The 18372-nt window shown below is 71.7% G+C and carries 14 protein-coding genes; 6 read left to right on the top strand and 8 right to left on the bottom strand.

Going from position 1 to position 18372, the window contains the following annotated elements; translation table 11 throughout:
- Positions 1-999, bottom strand: a complete 999-nt coding sequence (locus tag AB0F77_RS04540; RefSeq protein ID WP_361941293.1) for an amidohydrolase family protein — start codon at positions 997-999, stop codon at positions 1-3.
- Positions 1000-1174: 175 nt separating this feature from the next.
- On the opposite strand from AB0F77_RS04540, the gene AB0F77_RS04535 reads away from it, so the two are divergent.
- The 3 genes from AB0F77_RS04535 (at position 1175) to AB0F77_RS04525 (ending at position 5299) form a co-directional block, all read left to right on the top strand.
- Positions 1175-2695, top strand: a complete 1521-nt coding sequence (locus AB0F77_RS04535) for a helix-turn-helix domain-containing protein (RefSeq protein WP_361941290.1) — start codon at positions 1175-1177, stop codon at positions 2693-2695.
- Positions 2696-3091: 396 nt separating this feature from the next.
- A complete protein-coding gene (ctaD, locus tag AB0F77_RS04530) occupies positions 3092-4723 on the top strand; it encodes a cytochrome c oxidase subunit I (RefSeq protein WP_361941502.1) in 1632 nt (543 codons plus the stop codon).
- A 3-nt stretch (positions 4724-4726) separates the two neighbouring features.
- Positions 4727-5299 (top strand): hypothetical protein, encoded by a 573-nt coding sequence (locus AB0F77_RS04525; RefSeq protein WP_361941287.1) that lies wholly within the window; start codon positions 4727-4729, stop codon positions 5297-5299.
- 106 nt (positions 5300-5405) lie between these two features.
- On the opposite strand, the gene AB0F77_RS04520 is transcribed toward AB0F77_RS04525, so the two are convergent.
- The 3 genes from AB0F77_RS04520 to AB0F77_RS04510 all read right to left on the bottom strand — a co-directional run bounded on the left by AB0F77_RS04520 (position 5406) and on the right by AB0F77_RS04510 (position 9825).
- Entirely contained in the window at positions 5406-5882 is a 477-nt protein-coding gene (locus tag AB0F77_RS04520; RefSeq protein WP_361941284.1) for a hypothetical protein, read from the bottom strand.
- Between the two features lie 211 nt (positions 5883-6093).
- Positions 6094-8832 carry a glycoside hydrolase family 95-like protein gene (locus tag AB0F77_RS04515; protein ID WP_361941280.1) on the bottom strand — a complete coding sequence of 913 codons (2739 nt, stop codon included), beginning with the start codon at positions 8830-8832 and terminating at the stop codon, positions 6094-6096.
- A gap of 375 nt (positions 8833-9207) precedes the next feature.
- Positions 9208-9825 carry a thaumatin family protein gene (locus AB0F77_RS04510; RefSeq protein WP_361941277.1) on the bottom strand — a complete coding sequence of 206 codons (618 nt, stop codon included), beginning with the start codon at positions 9823-9825 and terminating at the stop codon, positions 9208-9210.
- On the opposite strand from AB0F77_RS04510, the gene AB0F77_RS04505 reads away from it, so the two are divergent.
- Both AB0F77_RS04505 and AB0F77_RS04500 read left to right on the top strand, forming a co-directional pair.
- Positions 9818-10165: a hypothetical protein gene (locus AB0F77_RS04505; protein ID WP_361941274.1), complete on the top strand. Its 348-nt coding sequence runs from the start codon at positions 9818-9820 to the stop codon at positions 10163-10165. The genes AB0F77_RS04510 and AB0F77_RS04505 overlap by 8 nt on opposite strands.
- 311 nt (positions 10166-10476) lie before the next feature.
- Positions 10477-12420: a sigma-70 family RNA polymerase sigma factor gene (locus AB0F77_RS04500; RefSeq protein ID WP_361941271.1), complete on the top strand. Its 1944-nt coding sequence runs from the start codon at positions 10477-10479 to the stop codon at positions 12418-12420.
- A 97-nt stretch (positions 12421-12517) separates the two neighbouring features.
- Here the strand turns inward: AB0F77_RS04500 and AB0F77_RS04495 are convergent, their stop codons facing one another.
- Positions 12518-14869 carry an MMPL family transporter gene (locus AB0F77_RS04495; protein WP_361941268.1) on the bottom strand — a complete coding sequence of 784 codons (2352 nt, stop codon included), beginning with the start codon at positions 14867-14869 and terminating at the stop codon, positions 12518-12520.
- Positions 14870-15017: 148 nt separating this feature from the next.
- On the opposite strand from AB0F77_RS04495, the gene AB0F77_RS04490 reads away from it, so the two are divergent.
- On the top strand, positions 15018-15659 hold the full coding sequence (locus AB0F77_RS04490) for a helix-turn-helix domain-containing protein (protein WP_361941265.1): 642 nt from the start codon (positions 15018-15020) through the stop codon (positions 15657-15659).
- A gap of 93 nt (positions 15660-15752) precedes the next feature.
- Here the strand turns inward: AB0F77_RS04490 and AB0F77_RS04485 are convergent, their stop codons facing one another.
- The 3 genes from AB0F77_RS04485 to AB0F77_RS04475 form a co-directional block, all read right to left on the bottom strand.
- A complete protein-coding gene (locus AB0F77_RS04485; protein WP_361941262.1) occupies positions 15753-16652 on the bottom strand; it encodes an SDR family oxidoreductase in 900 nt (299 codons plus the stop codon).
- A 112-nt stretch (positions 16653-16764) separates the two neighbouring features.
- Positions 16765-17514 (bottom strand): SDR family oxidoreductase, encoded by a 750-nt coding sequence (locus AB0F77_RS04480; RefSeq protein WP_361941259.1) that lies wholly within the window; start codon positions 17512-17514, stop codon positions 16765-16767.
- A gap of 158 nt (positions 17515-17672) precedes the next feature.
- Positions 17673-18371 (bottom strand): TetR/AcrR family transcriptional regulator, encoded by a 699-nt coding sequence (locus tag AB0F77_RS04475; protein ID WP_361941256.1) that lies wholly within the window; start codon positions 18369-18371, stop codon positions 17673-17675.
- Between the last annotated feature and the right edge of the window lies 1 nt (position 18372).

Genomic DNA, 18372 nt, shown 5'->3' with positions numbered 1-18372 from the left:
TCACACCGCCGCGGGCTCGGTGACCGCGCACTCGGCCGGCACCGGGATGTCGTACATGGCGGCCGCGTTCAGCCCGAGGATCTTCTTCTTCTGTGCCACCGTCAGCGGCGCGTACTCCGTCATGTCCTCCGGGATCTGGAAGTCCACGAACCGCTCCACCAGCCAGCGCGGCGTCCACAGCGCGTAGTCGCTGGAGAACTGGATGCGGTTCTCGTCCAGCCAGTACAGCAACTCCCCGACGATCTGGGCGAAGTAGCGCGGCCGGGAGTGGATGAACGGCATCGCCACGGCCAGGCCCGCGTGCACGTTCGGCTCCTGCGTGGCGATCCAGCAGAAGTCCTCGAGACGGGGCAGCCCGCAGTGCTCCACCACGAAGTTCAGTTCGGTGAAGTCCGTCGCCACCTTGTCCACGTCGGCCACGTCGAACGCGTCCCGGTCCAGCGGGCGGATCGTCGGGCCCTTGTGGATGTGGATGTTCTTGATGCCCAGCTCCTGCGCCGCCTCCAGGTAGCGGTACGACCACGGGTCGTCGAGCTTGTAGCCGCGCGAATCCCCGTGCCACTCCGCGGTGTAGAGCTTGACGCCCTTCAGCTGGAACCGCTCGGCGTCCCGGCGCAGCTGGTCGAGGCCCGCCTGCTCGAACCGCGGGTCCCAGCAGTGGTTGTAGGTGAGCTTGTCGGGATGCTTCGACGCGAGCGCGAACGCCTCCTCCGTCTGACCGAAACCGGTGCGGTAGAAGGCGCCGAGCCGCGCGGGCTGGAAGATCGCGTGGTCCACGTGGCCGTCGTCGAAGAGGTCCTTCATCAGACGCTCGCCGCCGTAGTACAGGTACTCCTCGTACGACCACAGCTCCGACTCCGGGCTGAGGTTGCGGTGGTAGTCGTAGAAGCAGTCGATGAACTGCTTCCCGTGGATGTTGAGCTGGTTCTCGGGCCGGGCGTCCCACAGCGCTATGTGCGCGTCGACGATGAAGTACGACTCTCCGTCCTTGGTGTACATGTGCGGCCTCCATGTCCGTCACCGACGAGATGTCTGCACTCGGACGGTAGGCAGCGGGCGCGCTCCCGGCGAGTCACCGGGTGTCTCACTTTGAGACACCGGGCCCTGTGGCACCCGGCCCGGCCCGACTTACGCTGACCTGGCCGGCGCGACGACGCGTCCCCTGGAGGTCACGGTGGACAACGTGCACAACCCGCCACACCTCGACGGCGCCGGCCTCCCGGGCGACGGCGCCCTCACCGCCTTCGCGCCGCGCCTGCGCGCCTCCTGGCAGCGCAGCCGCGGCTACGGCGTCGCCCCCGACCACGTCGAACCGGTCTTCACCGGCGCCGTGGACCGCGAGTCGCTGTTCTACGAGTGCGGCCGCGAGGTCCTCCAGGGCCTGCGCGCGACCCTCGCCAACGAACCCGTCAGCATGATGATCACGGGCAGTGACGGACTGGTGCTGTGCCGGATGTCCGACGACCCCTCCGTGGACCGCGCCCTCGACCGGGTCCACCTGGCCCCCGGGTTCTCCTTCGCCGAGCGGAACGTGGGCACCAACGGCCTCGGTCTCGCCCTTGCCGACCGCGCCCCGACCCTCGTACGCGCCGATGAACACTACTGCTCCGACCTGCGCGGATTCACCTGTGCCGCCGTGCCCGTCCTGGACCCGTGCACCAGCGACCTCGTCGGCAGCGTCAACCTCACCACCTGGTCCGACGCCTCCTCGGCGCTGCTGCTGGCCCTCGCGCAGGCCGCAGCCGGCAACACCGGCGCGCTGATGCTGGCCCGGGGCCACGGCAGCCGGATGTCACCCTCCGTGCCCAGGGGAGAGGTGTTCCGCGTCCAGCCCGGCAGCCTCGCCGAGCAGGAACTCCCCAGGCCGCTGTCCGCGCGCTGGACGCAGGCCGTCGAGCGGGCCCGGCTGGCCATGGCCCGGGGCGACGTCCTGGCCGTCGTCGGCGAGCCCGGCGCGGGCAAGACCGCCCTCGCCTGCCTCGCCCGGCGCGCGGCCCGGCCCCGGGTACGGCTGCTCGGCGCCCGCCCGCCGGGAGACACCGACGTCGAGGCCTGGCTCGGCCTGTGGAGCCCCGAGCTGGCCAAGGACGACACCTGTGTGGTCCTGGAGGCCGTGGACGCCCTGTCCGCGTGGGTGGCCGGACGGCTCGCCGACGTCCTCGGGGCCGCGCGCCGCCCCGTCACCGCCTGGGCACCGGCACCGCTCCAGCCGTACGTCGTCACCGCCGAGCGCTACGACGCGATCCCCGAGGCGCTGCGCGCCCATGTCGACTCCGTCGTCGAGGTCCCGGCGCTGCGCCGGCGCCCCGACGACATCCTGCCGCTCGCCGACCTGTTCGCGCGCCGCCACCGGGGCCGGCCCATCCCCTTCACACCGGCCGCCGCGCGGGCCCTGTCGGACCACTCCTGGCCGCAGAACGCCCGCCAGCTGGAACGCGTGGTGCGCGACGCCGCCTCGCGCACCGACACCATCGACGTCCAGCACCTGCCGGCGGAGGTCTTCACGGACGGCAGCCGCCGGCTCACCCGCATCGAGCAGGTCGAACGCGACGAGATCGTACGGTGCCTCACCGAGCCCGGCACGACGACGGCCCGCGCCGCGGCACGCCTCGGCATGAGCCGGGCCACGATCTACCGCAAGATCGCCCACTACGGCATCCAGGCCCCCGGACGCACCCCGAGGGGACGGGACTGAGGGGACGGGACCGGGAGAGGCCGGGACGAGGGACCTCCAGGAGTGAGGGACCTCCGGGAGTGAGGGACCTCCGGTCCCGGGACGCCGTACCGGTGAACGCCCCTCCCGCACGCCCGCGCCCCCCGCCGCCGGGCGTCCGCTGGGCCGGTCGGACCCTGCCGACCGGGGCCCCCGCGGGGGCTGTTCGGCCCTATCGGCACCCCGTGCCCCACCGACGATCATGTGGCGACGGCCGGGAGGACCCTGGTATCCATCCCGCTTCCACGGCGCCTTCCGGCCGTCTCCCACGTGAACAGAGGGAAGGAACGCCGTCCGGTGGACGAGGCGCAGGAACAACAGATCGAGGCCGCGCGGCCGGTGGGCGACCGCTCGGCCGCGACGGAGCCGGCCGGACCGGTGAGACCCGCGGAGGGGGCGGCGCCCAGGGCGTCCTGGGTGGCCTGGCTGACCACCACCGACCACAAGAAGATCGGGACGATGTACCTGGTCAGTGCCTTCGTGTTCTTCATCGTGGGCGGTGTGATGGCGTTGCTGATGCGCGCCGAACTGGCCCGCCCCGGGCTCCAGATCATGTCGAACGAGCAGTTCAACCAGGCGTTCACCATGCATGGTTCGATCATGCTGCTGATGTTCGCGATGCCGCTCTTCACCGGCTTCGCCAACTGGATCATGCCGCTCCAGATAGGCGCGCCGGACGTGGCCTTCCCGCGGCTGAACATGCTGGCCTACTGGCTGTTCCTGTTCGGCTCCTCCATCGCCGCGTTCGGCTTCCTCACCCCCGGCGGGGCCGCCGACTTCGGGTGGTTCCTCTACGCGCCGCTGTCCGACGCCGTGCACTCGCCCGGCCTCGGCGCCGACCTGTGGATCATGGGCGTCGCCCTGTCCGGGTTCGGCTCCATCCTGGGCGCGGTCAACTTCATCACGACCATCGTCTGCATGCGCGCGCCCGGCATGACCATGTTCCGCATGCCGATCTTCGTATGGAACGTGCTGCTGACCTCACTGCTGGTCCTGATCGTCTTCCCGGTGCTGGCCGCAGCGCTGTTCGCCCTGGAGCTGGACCGCAAGTTCGGTGCCCATGTCTTCGACGCCGCCAACGGCGGGGCGCTGCTGTGGCAGCACCTGTTCTGGTTCTTCGGCCATCCCGAGGTGTACATCCTGGCGCTGCCGTTCTTCGGCATCGTCTCCGAGGTGATCCCGGTGTTCTCCCGGAAGCCGATGTTCGGCTACATGGGCCTGATCGCCGCCACCATCGCCATCGCCGGCCTCTCCGTGACGGTGTGGGCGCACCACATGTACGTCACCGGCGGGGTCCTGCTGCCGTTCTTCTCCTTCATGACGTTCCTCATCGCGGTGCCGACCGGGGTGAAGTTCTTCAACTGGATCGGCACGATGTGGAAGGGATCGCTGTCCTTCGAGACACCGATGCTGTGGACCACCGGCTTCCTCATCACCTTCGTCTTCGGCGGACTCACCGGCGTGATCCTCGCCTCCCCGCCGATGGACTTCCACGTGTCCGACTCGTACTTCGTCGTCGCACACTTCCACTACACCGTGTTCGGCACGGTGGTGTACGCCATGTTCGCCGGATTCCACTTCTGGTGGCCCAAGTTCACCGGCAAGATGCTCGACGAACGGCTCGGGAAGATCACCTTCTGGACGCTCACGATCGGCTTCGAGCTGACGTTCCTCGTGCAGCACTGGCTCGGCGTCGAGGGCATGCCCCGGCGGTACGCCGACTATCTCGCCACCGACGGCTTCACCGCGCTCAACACCCTGTCCACGATCGGGGCGTTCCTGCTCGGACTGTCGATCCTGCCGTTCTTCTACAACGTCTGGAAGACCGCCAAGTACGGCGAGCGGGTCGACACCGACGACCCCTGGGGGTACGGCCGTTCCCTGGAGTGGGCGACGTCCTGCCCGCCGCCCCGGCACAACTTCCGTACCCTGCCGCGGATCCGCAGCGAGTCCCCGGCGTTCGACCTGCACCACCCCGAGATCGCCGAGCCCGCGGTGGCGGCGGACTAGGCCATGGAACACACGGTCCTCGCCCTGGGCGCCGCGGCGGTCGCCGTGGCCGGGTGCGTCTGGTATCTGCCCGCCCTCGCCGACCTGCGCGCCGGGGCCGACCGGCCGGTCTCCCGCCGGACGCGGGCCGCGGCCTGTCTGAGCGGCTGGGCCACGGTGCCGTTCGTCGCCGTGCTGCTGCTCTGCACGGAGTCGTGGTGGGCGCCCGGGGCGGTGGCCGGCCTCGGTGTGGTGCTCGCGGTGGGACTGCTCACCGGCGCGGCGGTTCAGCGGCGGCGTGAGGCGCGGGAGACCGCGCGGCAGTGGGCCGAGTTGCGTCAGGTGCGGGCGCCGGTCGGCGGGGGCCGGGCCCGTACGGTCGTGGCGGTGCTGCTCGGAGCGGGGCTGGGGACGGCGGTGGTCGTCTCGGTCTTCGAGGTGATGGCGGGGCCCGAGGACGGGGCGGACTGGCTGGCCACCGCGGTCGCTCCCGTGGCCGTGGTGGGTCTCTTCCTCACCCTCGCGGTCGCCCACGGCCGGGCGTCCCGCCGCAGCCCTGTCCGCCGCCCACGCCGAGTGTTCCGCCGGCTGTCGTGACGTTGCCGTCCGTCGTTTGTCGTCTGCGGGTGCCTGGGGGTTGAGCGCGCAGTTCCCCGCGCCCCTTTGGGGCGCTTCTGATCGGGGCGCTTCTGACAAGCCGGGGTCAGGCTCGGGTGGCTTCTCGGGGCCAGAGGATGTCCACCGGGACTCCGTGGCTGCGGGCGAAGGCCACCAGGTGGGCCGTGGCGTCGCGGCCGGTGGTCGGGGAGCCGTCCCAGACGGCCAGGACGCGGGTGCAGTCCGCGAGCAGCCGTTCGTCCGCGGTCACACAGGCACCGCGGTCACCGGGGTCGAACTCCACCAGCCGTACCTGCTCGGAGAGCAGCAGGAGTTCGCCCGCCGCCCTCCGGTCGCCCTCGCCGAGCCCCGCGGGGACGCCACCGCGCGACGGCAGCACCGTCACCAGCGCCAGCCCCGCCCTGCGGGCCGCCCGCCCGAAGACGACGGGCAGCCCCTTTCCGGCGCGCACCAGGCCGATCCGGCCCGCCCGTGCGAACTCGGCCAGCCGGGAACGGAGTTCGTCCTCCAGGAGCGCGAGGGTCCGCGCCGTGAGATCGGGATGCCCCACTACAACGATCACTCCTGGTGTCCTTTCCCCGTTCCGCCCCGCGCACCGGCCGTGCCGTGGACGGTCCCCAGGGGCGCGGAGGCCGTCCACGATCGACCTGGATCATCGCCAGTCGGGGACCCGCGCCGCCAGGGCCGGTCAGGGAGCCGATCCGGGCCGTTCGGCCCTCGTACGACCGCGGCGGACGGCTCCCGCCGCGGTCGTACGGCTCCCGGTCGGGGAACTACGGAGTGATCCGCAACGCGTCCACCATTCCGACCGAGGTGCTCCGGTTGACGATCCTGATGGTGTGCGTGCCCCGGGACAGGCCCGTGCGTTGCCACACGGTCTGCTGGACCTGCCGTGCGCCGGTCACCCGCAGGTCCACCGTCGCCTGGAAGGCCCCGTCCAGATACACGTCGACCGGCCCCATGTCCCCGTTGCGCTCGGTGATGTAGGCGACGCCGGTGCCGGTGAACGTGTACTGCGCCACCGCGTCGACCGTGGTGCTGTGGTGCGTGTCGTCGTTGTAGTCGCCGTAACCGCGCGCGCTGGTGGAGTGCCAGTTGCTGTCGTACGTCAACTGGCTGTTGTTCACCATGGGGTTGGGGGTACGGCTCAGCCCCAGGGTGGAACTGGTGCCGCTCAGGGCCTTCACGTCCTGGTTGGCGGTGCCGCCCAGCCGCACCGAGGTGTACGAGGACAGCGGCTTGGCGGTGCGCTCCACGACGTACACCGTGCCGGCCGTCGTCGCCAGGTCGAACTCGGCGGCGGTCGTGGTCAGCACGGTCGCGCCGTCGGACACCCGGCGCACCCTGAGCTGCTGGGTGCCCCACGGGTTCACGACCCGCGTCGAGTTGCCGAACTGGCTCTTGATGCCGACGTACTTGATCTCGCCGGCCTCGCGCTCGGAGCTGACCGTGAAGCCGCCCTTGGCCTGGAGGCTGAACTTGCCCACGAACGAGGAGTCGCCCGGCACCGCCGGGAAGACCCGGATCTTGTCGTTGTAGGACTGGAGCAGCGTCTCGTTGAGCGCGGCCAGGTGCACGCCGAGGTACTCGAAGACGCCGTTGGTGTTGTCCGTCATGCCGTTGGGGTACGTCTGGTACTTCCGCAGCATGGTCTTCATGCCCTGGTACGCCTGGTCGCCCAGGCCCAGCCGGGCGGCCTGCACGGCGTCGTTGGCCCACACGTTGTCGTACGGGAAGGGCCGGGTGTTCCAGGTGTTGATCGCCTTCTGCTGGTCGGGGAAGCCGATGCCGGTGCGGTCGTAGGGCCAGATCAGCTCGGCCGCGACGTTCTCGCCGTTGCGGGTCTGCGCGAGCGGCGGGGTGTGCGGCAGATAGGCGTCCGCGGTCGACGGATAGGCGATCAGGTTGTCCAGGATCTGCTGCCACTGGGGCCGCAGCCCCGCGTCGAGGCCGAGGGTCTGCGACACCCGGATCGCCAGCGGGAAGACATTGCGCACCGCCGCCAGGTCGGTGATGGCGTTCGGCACGTTCCAGTACGTCTCGTGCGCGTTCGAACTGGCCACGTAGTACTTGCCCGCGGAGTCGCGCGACAGCTTCGCCGCGTAGAACTTCACCACGTCCCGCATGAACGGGTAGACGGTGTCGCGCAGATACGTGGTGTCGTTGGTGTACGCGTACTGGAGGTACATGTTGTACGCGGCCTCGGCGCCCGTCGACCAGACATTCTTGGTGAAGTCGCTGTTGATCGTGCCGCGCGCGTTGCCGTCCCAGCCCATGGTCTCCGGCACCCACAGCCCGTCGACGCCGTACCGGGTGTTCGTGTACGACTTCAGCGCCGCGGAGTTGCGGCTGTAGAGCCGGTTGAAGCCGGCCATGAGGTCGGCGTGGTTGGAGGCGAGGAACGAGTTGTACACGTCTCGCTGGTTCCAGTACCAGTAGGCGTTGCTCCACTTGGTCTGGTCACGGGTCGCCCGGAACACGCCGTTGATGAAGTGGAACGGATTGGTCCCGTATCCGCCCGCCGCGATCATGTACGTGCTCAGGTAGTAGACGTTCTCCAGGTAGTCGGCGTCCCCGTTCAGCCCCGAGTACTGAACGAACGACTTGTCCCAGAAGCCGTGCCACCAGTTGCGGTAGTCGTTCAGGGTGGCGCTGTAGCCGCGGCTCTTGACCGACGACAGGGCGCGCTTGGCCTGGGCCACCGAGTCGTGCGAGGGCGCGTTGAGCCTGCTGCTCGACGTGAACCAGATGGTGTAGCTGCTCGACGGGGTGATGGTCAGTCGGACCGTACGGCCGTCGACGACCCGCGCGGTGTACGCCGCGCCCTCCACCGTCGCCGCCAGCGTGTACCCGAAGTTCTGCGGGTCGGCCTGGCCGCGGCTGAATCCGGCGCCCGTGGAGTCGGCGAACGTCGACACCGTCTTCCAGGTGTTCAGGTCGGGCACGTCACCGCTGTTGCCCAGCTGCGAGACGTCCCACAGGCTCAGGTCCAGCGTGACCGCCGACACCCCGCTGCGGGAGTCGTCGACGTGCACGCCCATGACCTCGGAGTTGGGCTGCCCCATCACGGTCACGGTGCGGTTGTTGTCGTACTTGGTGGTCAGCGTGCCGTCGTACAGCGAGAGCCGCTGCTGGAAGGTGCTGTAGCCGCTCTCCAGGGCCGGGGTGGTGGAGAGGTTGAGCAGACCCGCGCCGAACGCCGTCTGCTGCGAGGTGTCCACCCCGGAGACCTGCATGCTCAGGCCGTTGTTCTGCCAGGCCATCGCCCCCATCCTGCCGTTGCCGACGGTCAGTCCGTGCAACGGCTCGGTGTTGGGGCGGTTGTAGACGATGTCGTGCTTGGACAGATAGGCGGCGCGGTCGACGTTGAGCGCGCCGGCGGCGGAATCGAAGGCGGCGTCCGTCGGCGACGCGGCCGCGGCCGGGGGCGCCGCGCCGGCCGGCCCCGAGGCCAGTCCGGTCGCGATGCAGACGGCGGCAAGCACAGCCGGTAGGAACCTGCTTAATCTCATCGAACCTCCTCCCTGCCGGCGACAGCCGGCACCGGAGAGCAGCGTGGAATCGGGGCCGGTGGATTCCGGCCCCGATTGATCGGATGACTTTCTGTGCGGCCGCTGTCCCTCCGTGCTTCCGCGGGGGTGTGCGGAAGCCGGGTACCGAGAGCGGCGGAGGGATCGGGCAAGCCGAACATGACGAACAAGACGCACAACCCAGTCCTCTCTCGAAGCACCGGCGGCACGGGGGAGGTACGGCTGCAGGGAAAGCGTCGACGTGGGCATGGCCGCGTCACTTGCAGTGAACATCGGATGTATTACGTGGTCAATACTCGGCGCACGATGTGGATGGACATCCTCAGGACATCCTCGGGGTGCCCGCCCCGATCCGGCCTACGAGGTGGTGCCGAACGTCACCCGGTAGTCGCAGGCCCCCTTGCACGGCATCGTCGCCGCGTCGTCGAAGGCGTACGAATAGGCGTACGGCGCCGCCTTCTTGAAGACCCGGGTGTAGTCGACCGGCCAGTGGGAGGGGACGCAGTTCTCCCGGCCCGCCCAGGCGCCCCGGCAGCAGTAGGTGTCACCGCCGAACGCCGCGCACGGCGGCTTGCAGCCGATGACCTCGCCGCCCGCCGTCGCCCGCATGGCGGCCGGGCAGTCGACCTCGCTCGTGCACGCGCCCCGGTAGCAGCCCGACGGGCTCACCGGGTCCTTCGTCGTGGTGTGGGAGATGTTGATGTACATGGGCAGGTTGGAGCCGTCGACCATGCTCACGTCGTAGAAGTCCAGACCGGCGTACGCGTCGAAGGTGAACTCGCCCAGCGTGGTGGGCGGGTTGGGGCCGGTGCAGACACTGGTGCAGTCGCCGGACGCGCAGTACCCGGCCGCCGTGCCCGTGCAGCCGGTACGCCCCCAGATGCGCCCGCCCCAGTTGTTCGCCACGGTCACCGACATGCTCCCGCCCGGCGCGAGCCTGCTGCCCCGCGGATAGACGGGGGTGTTGGTGACCACCGCCCAGACCGTGCGCGAGGTGCGGTTGACGACCGTGATCAGCCGTTTGCCCGGGGGAGCCGCCGACGGCTGCCGTGCGTCGGTGCCCGCCGTGCCCGCCGTGCCCGCCGACTTCCTCCCGCCGGTGCCGGCCGACGGGCTCGCCGTCGCGGAGCCGGAGCCCGAGGGCGAAGCCGTTGCCGTGGCGGACGCGGACGCGCCGCCGCTCGGCGAGGCGCCGGGCGACGGGCTCGAACTCGCCCTCGCCGCAGGGGAGTCCGGCGTCGACCGGGGCTGGGCCGCCGCCTCCCGCCGTGCCGCGCCGTCCCCGTCCGGACCGGCCGGGGACCACAGGCCGTAGGCGACCAGGACGGCGACCACCGTTCCGAGGGCGGCGGCCCCCGCGTACCACCAGGAGCGGCGCGGGGCCCTCGCGCCGTGCCGACTTCGTCGTGCCATTCTTGTGCCTTCCTCGTTCGCTGCGGATGTGCCCGCACACACCGGTGACCGCGTCGAGGGCGGCACGACAACACAAATCCACAGCCGGCCCGGCGGTTTTGTGTTGTCGCCGCGCGCGCCGGCCGTCTCCGTAACAGGGAGCGCCCCCGGGCCCGGACCACGGGCCGGCACGGGGCGCCGCAGTGGGACCGGAACGCGGAGGAACGGACGTACATGCCCAAGACCCACCGGAGTGGACCCGGCACCGGGGTGGTGACCGCCGCCCGCGCCGGCGACCGCCAGGCCCTGGACGACCTGGTGACCCAGTGCCTGCCGCTGGTCTACAACATCGTCGGCCGGGCCCTGAACGGTCACGCCGACGTGGACGACGTCGTACAGGAGACGCTGTTGCGCATGGTGCGAGGGCTGCCGGGGCTGCGGGACGCCTCCGTGTTCCGGTCCTGGCTGGTGGCCATCACGATCCGGCAGGTGCGGGACCGTGAACGGCTGCGGGCCGCCGCCCGCGACCGCAGCGCGCACCTGGAGGACGCGGAGGCCGTGCCGGACCCGTCGCTCGACTTCGCGGGCCTGACCATCCTGCGGCTCGGCCTCACCGAGCAGCGCCGCGAGGTCGCCGAGGCCACCCGCTGGCTCGACGGGGACGACCAGGAACTGCTGTCGCTGTGGTGGCTGGAGGAGACCGGTGAGCTGGACCGCGCCGAACTCGCCTCCGCCCTCGGCCTGTCGGACCGCCACGCCGCCGTGCGGGTGCAGCGCATGAAGAAGCAGATGGAGGTGTCCCGGCTCGTGGTGCGCGGGCTCACGGCCGTCCCGCGCTGCGCCGGGCTCGACGAACTCGCCGTTCCCTGGGACGGTGTTCCGGGCCCGCTGTGGCGCAAGCGGTTCGCCCGCCATCTGCGGGAGTGCCCGGTGTGCACCGGGCAGGAGCACGGACTCCTCCCCATGGAGCGGCTGTTGAGCGGGCTGCCGCTGCTGGCCCTGCCGCCCGGCCTCGACCCGTCCCTGGTCGTCCCGGCCGTCACCCGCGACGCCGCGGCGTCCGCAGGACACGGCACGGAGGGGACGGCGAAGGGGGCGCACGGACGTCATGCGCGGGGTCCGGGGCGCGGGGGCGCCGGACGCTCGGCTGGCCGCCGGGTGATACCGAAGCCGGTCGTCGGCGGCTCGGTGGCCGCGGCCGTCGTGGTGGCGGCCCTGGTCGCGGCCCGGCTGACGGTGAGCCCCGCCGCCCCCGCCGCCGAGAGCGCCCCGCCCGGCCCGGTGATCGTCACGCCCCCGAGCCCCACCCCGTCGATGTCCTCCCCGTCGCCCTCGGCCCCGGTCTCCGTGTCGCCCAGCCCTTCCCCGAAGCGGACCACGCCCTCCCCGACGCCCCGGCCGACGCGCACCGCCGCCGCCCAGGCGCCCGTGCGGGTCGCCTCCTCCCAGCGCAAGGGCGTCGGCGTGTGGTCCTTCGGCGGGGTGGACCAGGCGCTCGCCGCGTCCGGGGCGAGCTGGTACTACACCTGGTCCACCCAGCACGGCGGAATCACGACCCCGTCCTCCGCCTCCTTCGTGCCGATGGTCCGGGCCGCCTCCGACGTCACCGACTCGGCGCTGGCGCAGGCGAGTTCGTACGGGCCGTACCTGCTCGGGTTCAACGAGCCCGACATGGCCCAGCAGGCCGACATGTCGGTGGAGCAGGCGCTCGACCTGTGGCCCCGGCTGATGAAGGCCGGGAAGATCCTCGGCAGCCCCGCGGTCGCCACCGGCGGAGACGTCGCGGGCGGCTGGCTCGACCGCTTCATGTCCGGCGCCGAGGCCAAGGGCTACCGCGTCGACTTCGTCACGCTGCACTGGTACGGCGGCGACTTCCGCACCCCGCAGGCGGTGGAGCAGCTCACGAGTTACCTGTCGAAGGTGTACCAGCGCTACCACAAGCCGATCTGGCTCACCGAGTACGCCCTGATCGACTTCTCCCGGGGCACCCGCTTCCCCACCCCCGCACAGCAGGCGGCCTTCGTCACCGCGTCGACGAAGGCCCTCGACGCCCTGCCCTACCTCCAGCGTTACGCCTGGTTCGGGCTCGGCGCCGACCCGTCCGGGCCGAGCAGCGGACTGTTCACGAACGGTACGACGGCCACCGCGGCCGGGCGGGCGTTCCAGACCGCCCGCTGACCGGCCCGCGCGTCGACCGGCCGGCCCGTCGACCGGTGCGCGCGGCGGCCGTGCGCGGGGCGCCTTTCGAGAAGGCGGCCCCGCGTACGGCCGTGCGTCAGCGCGCAGTCTCCGCCGGCCGTGCCTCGGCGTCCGGCAGTGGCGCCGGGGGCAGCGGCAGCGGCACCCGCCGTGCCAGCTCGTCGCCCTCGACGTCCAGGTTCGGCAGCACCCGGTCCAGCCGCCGGGGGATCCACCACGCCCGGTCACCCGCGAGCGCCATCGTGACCGGGACGAGGGTCATACGGATCACGAACGCGTCGATCAGGATGCCCGCGGCCAGGGAGAAACCGGCCTGCTTGATCATGGGCTGGGCGTTGAAGACGAACCCGGCGAAGACCGACACCATGATGGTGGCCGCCGCGACCACCACCGAACTCGCCTGCGAGAACCCGGTGACGACCGACCCGACCGGGCCGCCGCCGTGCATCCGGGCCTCCCGCATCGAGGTCACCAGGAACATCTGGTAGTCCATGGCGAGCCCGTACAGCACACCGGTGACGATGATCGGCAGCAGGCTCACCACCGGCGCGGTCGCGTCGAGGCCGAACAGCGGCTGGAGCCAGCCCCATTGGAAGACCGCCGTGGTCGCTCCGAAGGTCGCCGCGATGCTCAGCAGGAAGCCGAGCGTCGCCATCACCGGGACGACGACGGAGCGGAACACCAGCAGCAGCACGATCAGCGAGAGGCCGAGCACCGTGGCGACGTAGAGCGGCAGGACGTCGGCGAGCCGGTCGGACACGTCGATGGCGAGGGCGGTGAAGCCGGTGATGCCGAGGGTCACGCCGTGCCGCGCGCTCATCGTGGCGCTCTCCTGGCGCACCGCGGTCACCAGGTCCTTCGTCCCGTCGTCGTTCGGTCCGTCCCGCGGCACGAGGCTCAGGATCGCCGTGCTGCCGGTGCCGTTCATGCCGGCCAGGGAGACCGCCGCGGCGCCCTCGGTGTGCCTCAGCCCGGTGGTGATCGCGGCGAGCGCGTCCGGAGTGAGCGGGGTGTCGCCGCGGGCCGAGCGGGCGACGACCATCAGCGGCCCGTTGTACCCCGGGCCGAAGCTCTCGCTGACCGCCTCGTAGCTCTGCCGCTGCGCGGTGTCCTCGTTGTAACTGGCGCCCGACGGCAGGCCCATCCGCATGTCCAGCGCGGGCAGGGCCAGCACCAGCGGGACGAGGAGCGCGGCGAGGAGCGCGGGACTGCGGTGCCGGACCAGCCCGGACGACCAGCGGGTGGCCCGCGTCGCACGGGAGACCTCGGCGCGCTGCCGGGTCCGGCGCCGCACCCGCTCGGAGCAGACCCGCTCGCCGACCAGCCCGAGCAGGGCGGGCAGCAGGGTCAGGGCGAGCAGGATCGCGATGGCGATGGTGGCCGCGGCGGCGACGGCCATGGTGCTGAGCAGTGTGATGCCGACGACCAGCAGGCCGGCCAGCGCGATGATGACGGTGCTCCCGGCGAAGAAGACCGCGCTGCCCGCGGTGCCGATCGCCCGCGCCGCCGCCTCGTGGGCGCTCAGCCCGCGCTCCAGGACGAGCCGTCGCTGCCGGTTGACGATGAACAGCGCGTAGTCGATGCCGACGGCGAGGCCCAGCATCAGCGCGAGTACGGCGGTGAGCGAGTGGATCTCGAACACGGTGGACAGGGTGAAGGCGCCGCCGACGCCCACGGTGACGCCGACCAGGGCGATGACCAGGGGCAGCCCGGCGACCACGACGGAGCCGAGGGTGATCAGCAGGACGAGGGCCGCGACGACGACACCGACGACCTCGCCGACGCCCACGATCTCGGGGAGTTCCATCATCGCGGCCGAGGGCAGCACGTCCAGGTGGCCGCGGCCGGCCTCGTGCCGGGCGGCCTCGACGGTGTCGTCGATCGTGCCGGCGGGCAGTTCGTAGGTCTGCTCGTCGAACTGGAACTGCATCAGTGCGGTGCCGCCGTCGGCGGAGACCACGACGCCGGGCACCGGCCGCCCGTTCACGAGGAACGGCACGGGCACCTTGCCGGCGGGCTGCCCTGCGGCCCGTGCGACCGCCTGCTGGGCAGCGGGCAGCGGGCTGTCCTCGCCCTTGGCGAGCTCGGCCGCGAGCACCTTGCGGGCGTCGATCACATGGTCGTGGCGGTAGACCGCGTCGACGGCGGCGGCCAGGGCGTCGCGGCTGCCCGGCGCGTCGACCCGGGCGCCGTCGGGCGCGCGGAGGACGAGCAAACCCTGACCGCCGGAGGCCTCCGGCAGGGACCTGGACAGATCGTCGATGACCTCCTGCGCCGGGGTGCCGTCGATCCGCACCTCGTTGCTGAGCTTCGCGGGATGAACCACGAGCAGGCCCACCACGGTGAACACCACCGCCAGCCAGCCCGCGATCACGTACCACGGCCGGGCGTACGCGAAGCGCCCCAGCCGGTACAGCAGCACGGACACAGACTTCTCCCCTCTCACGGGCGCCGCGGACGAGCGGCGCACCCACAAAACGAGAGGGTACTATCAAAGTGATAGGGAGCTATCACTCCAGGGTGGGAGGTGGGGCCGCAGGGCCGGTAACCTGCGGGGGAACGGGAGGGAGTCACCGATGCCGAGAGCCGGGGCCCGCAGGCCCACGCCCCGCAGGGTCGACGCCCGCTCCAGCGTGGAGCGGATCGTCGCGGCCGGACGCACCGTGCTCGGCGCGGGCGAGGGGTCGCTGGAGCGGATAGCCGCCGAGGCGGGTGTCGGCATCGCCACGCTCTACCGGCACTTCCCCAACCGGGAGGCCGTCGTGCGGGCCGTGCTCGACGACATCCTCGACCGCGACCTGCTGCCGCTGATCGCCGACGCGGAGGCCGCCCGCCGGCCCCGCCGGGCCCTCCAGGGGATCGCCGGGCGGATGCTGGAGCTGATCGCCGAGGAGCGCGGCCTCGTCACCTTCGCGGGCAACTTCGCGGACGTCGCGGTCGACGCCCTCGAACGGTTCAGCGCCTCGCTGCACCCGCTGCTGCTGCGCGCCCAGGAGGCCGGCGAGATCCGCGACGACCTCACGGCCGACGACATCCCGCGCTTCCTCGTCATGGGCGTCGCCGGCCTCGCGCTGCCGGACACGACCCCGTCGATGCGGGCCCGGTTCCTCGCCCTGCTCTTCGACGCGCTCAACCCCGCGAGCGCCACGCCGCTGCCGCGGCTGACCCCCGAGGAGGGCGACCTCCACTCGGCGATCAGCGGCGTCGTGCGCGACTGACGGCGGGAGCCGGACGAGGGAGCCGCGGGGGCCCGGACACACCCGTGGGGCGGCGGAGGTCTCCGGCCGCCCCACGGTGGGTGCGTCTGTCGGTCAGGCGTCCACGGGGTGCGCCGTGAGCAGGTCGGCCAGGTCGACACGGGTCAGGAACTCGCGCCGGATGCGGTCGGCGACGTCCGAGACCTCCTCGGAGCCGTCGTTCGCCGGGTCGATGTGCACCCGGTACGGGCGCTCGCCCGCCGGCAGGGCGACGATCCGGGCGATCTCGTCGGACACCAGCGAGGCGTCCGCGCCCTCGGGCGCCAGCGCGGCCAGCTTCTCCGCGACCTGGTCCATGAGCCCCGGGTACCGCGTTCCGTACGCCTGCTCGGTCGCCGTGTCGGCCGGGCGGCCGGAGTGGGCGAAGTGGTTGGTGCCGCTGGTGAAGGAGCCGGGGACCACGATCGAGGTCTCCACGCCCCAGCGGGCCAGTTCGGCGGCGTAGCTGACGGCGAGCGAGTCCATGGCGGCCTTGGCCGCGAAGTACGGGGCGAGGTAGGGCGGGGTGCCGCCCTTGACGCTGGAGCTGGACACCCAGATCACCAGGCCCCGGCCCGCCGCGCGCAGATGGGGGAGGGCGGCCCGGTTGACGCGCTGCGTGGACAGGACGTTCACGTCGTACAGCTCGGCCAGTTGCTCGGGCGTGAACGCCTCCGCCGGTCCTGTCACCATGTGGCCCGCGTTGTGGATCAGTACGTCGATCCGCCCCTGTTCGGCGATGACGCGGTCGACCGCCGCGTCCACGGAATTCTGGTCGTTGACGTCCAGTTCGACGGCGCGCAGGTCGACCCCGTGCTCCTGGGAGTACGCGGCTGCGGCCTCCACCTGGGGTGCGTTGCGGGTGGTGGTCCGGCGCATCCCGGCGTAGACGGTGTGACCGGCGTCGGCGAGGGCGCGGGCGGTGAGGGCGCCGAAACCGCTGGAGGCGCCGGTGATCACGACGATGCTGTTCATGGCTGGTACTCCTTGCGAGGCTGAGGCTGAGGCTGAGGCTGAGGCTGAGGGGGAGGGGCGACGGGGAGGTGGGGCGAGGGGCGGGGGAGGGACGGGGGTGCCGGGCGGCAGGTCAGGCGACGCCGCCGTTGGTGAAGAGGATCTGGCCGTTGACCCAGCGGGCCGGGCCGGCGAGGAAGGCGACCGTCTCGGCGATGTCCGCGGGCGTGCCGAGCCGCTCCAGCGGGGCGGCCTTGGCCAGGTTGTCGATGGCGGCCTGCTCCTTGCCCTCCAGGAACAGCGGCGTGGCGGTCGGGCCGGGGGCCACGGCGTTCACCGTGATGTCCTTGCCGCGCAGTTCACGGGCGAGGACGAGGGTCATGGCCTCGACCGCGCCCTTGCTCGCCACGTAGGCGCCGTACGTGGGGAACTGGAGCCGGGTCACCGAGGTGGAGAAGTTGATGATCGCGCCGCCTGCGCGCACCCGGCGGGCCGCCTGCTGGGAGACCACGAACGTGCCGCGGATGTTGGTGCGGTGCATCCGGTCCAGGTCGTCCAGGTCGAGGGTCGCGATCGGCGAGAGCAGCATGATCCCGGCCGTGTTGACGACCACGTCGAGGCCGCCGAACTCGCGCTCCACGGTGTCGAACGCGGCGGACATGGCCTGCTCGTCGGCGACGTCGCCGCCGACGGCGACCGCCCGGCCGCCGAGTTCCCGCACGGCGGCGACCGTCTCGTCGGCGCGGGCCTTGTTGCCGGCGTAGTGGACGCCGACGGCGACACCGTCGCGGGCCAGCCGCTCGACGACGGCGCGGCCGATGCCGCCGGAGCCGCCGGTGACGAGGGCGACGCGGGTGCCGGTGGTGTCGGTGGTGTTCGTCATGATGCTTCTTCCTTCGGTGAGTCGACGGACGAATGGGTGGAAATCGCCTGTCTTCGGGTGTGTTCGACCTGCGCCGGGGCCTGGGGAGGGGGGGGCGGCACCGGCGGTGCGGATCGGCGGTATGGGGGCTGGGTGGAGGTGGGGGTGGGCCGCGGGTGTCAGTGCGCGGAGCCGGATTCCGAGATCTGGTGGAGCCACTGGCCGAGCAGGCCGGTCTCCGCGGGGGTGAACGGCTCGGGTGTCAGCTCGTCCAGCGAGGACAGCAGTGTGGTCGCCGCCGCCTTCCGCGCGTCGCGGGCCGCGGTGTCGCCCTCGGTGTCCAGCAGGATGGTGCGGTGGATCGCGTCGCGGACCAGGACCGACAGGCCCGCGTCCGGATACAGCGTCGGGCGGGTGATCAGGGCCAGCGCCACGCCGGTGTTCGCGGTCATGACCATGCGCGCGGCCACGTCCGTCGGCACCCGCAGGCGTCCCTGTGCGGCGAGCCGGGCGAGGATGTCGCGCAGGATGCGCAGCGCCTCCTCCGCGGCCTCCGGCACCGAACGCAGCGCCGGCGCGAACATCAGCTTGTACGCGTTGGGGTGGGCCAGCGCGAACGCCGTGTGGCTGTCCCAGCCCGCCCTGAGGTCCTGGAATGGATCGGCGGACTTCTCGGCGGCCCGTTTGCTGCCCAGGTACTGGTCCCAGACGTGGTCGACGGTCGCCGAGAGCAGGCCGTCCTTGTCGCCGAACAGCCGGTACAGCACCGGCTGTTGGATGCCGGCCGCCTCGCAGACCGCGCGGGTGGATATGTCCCCGCTCGGTGACTGCGCCAGCAGCTCGGCAGCCGCTTCGATTACCGCCGTTCTCGTTTCCATG

The organism is Streptomyces sp. NPDC026672 (assembly GCF_040638185.1).
Taxonomy (GTDB): Bacteria; Actinomycetota; Actinomycetes; order Streptomycetales; family Streptomycetaceae; genus Streptomyces.
The sequence above is the reverse complement of the archived record's forward strand: the minus strand, read 5'-3'. Positions and strand labels throughout refer to the sequence as shown.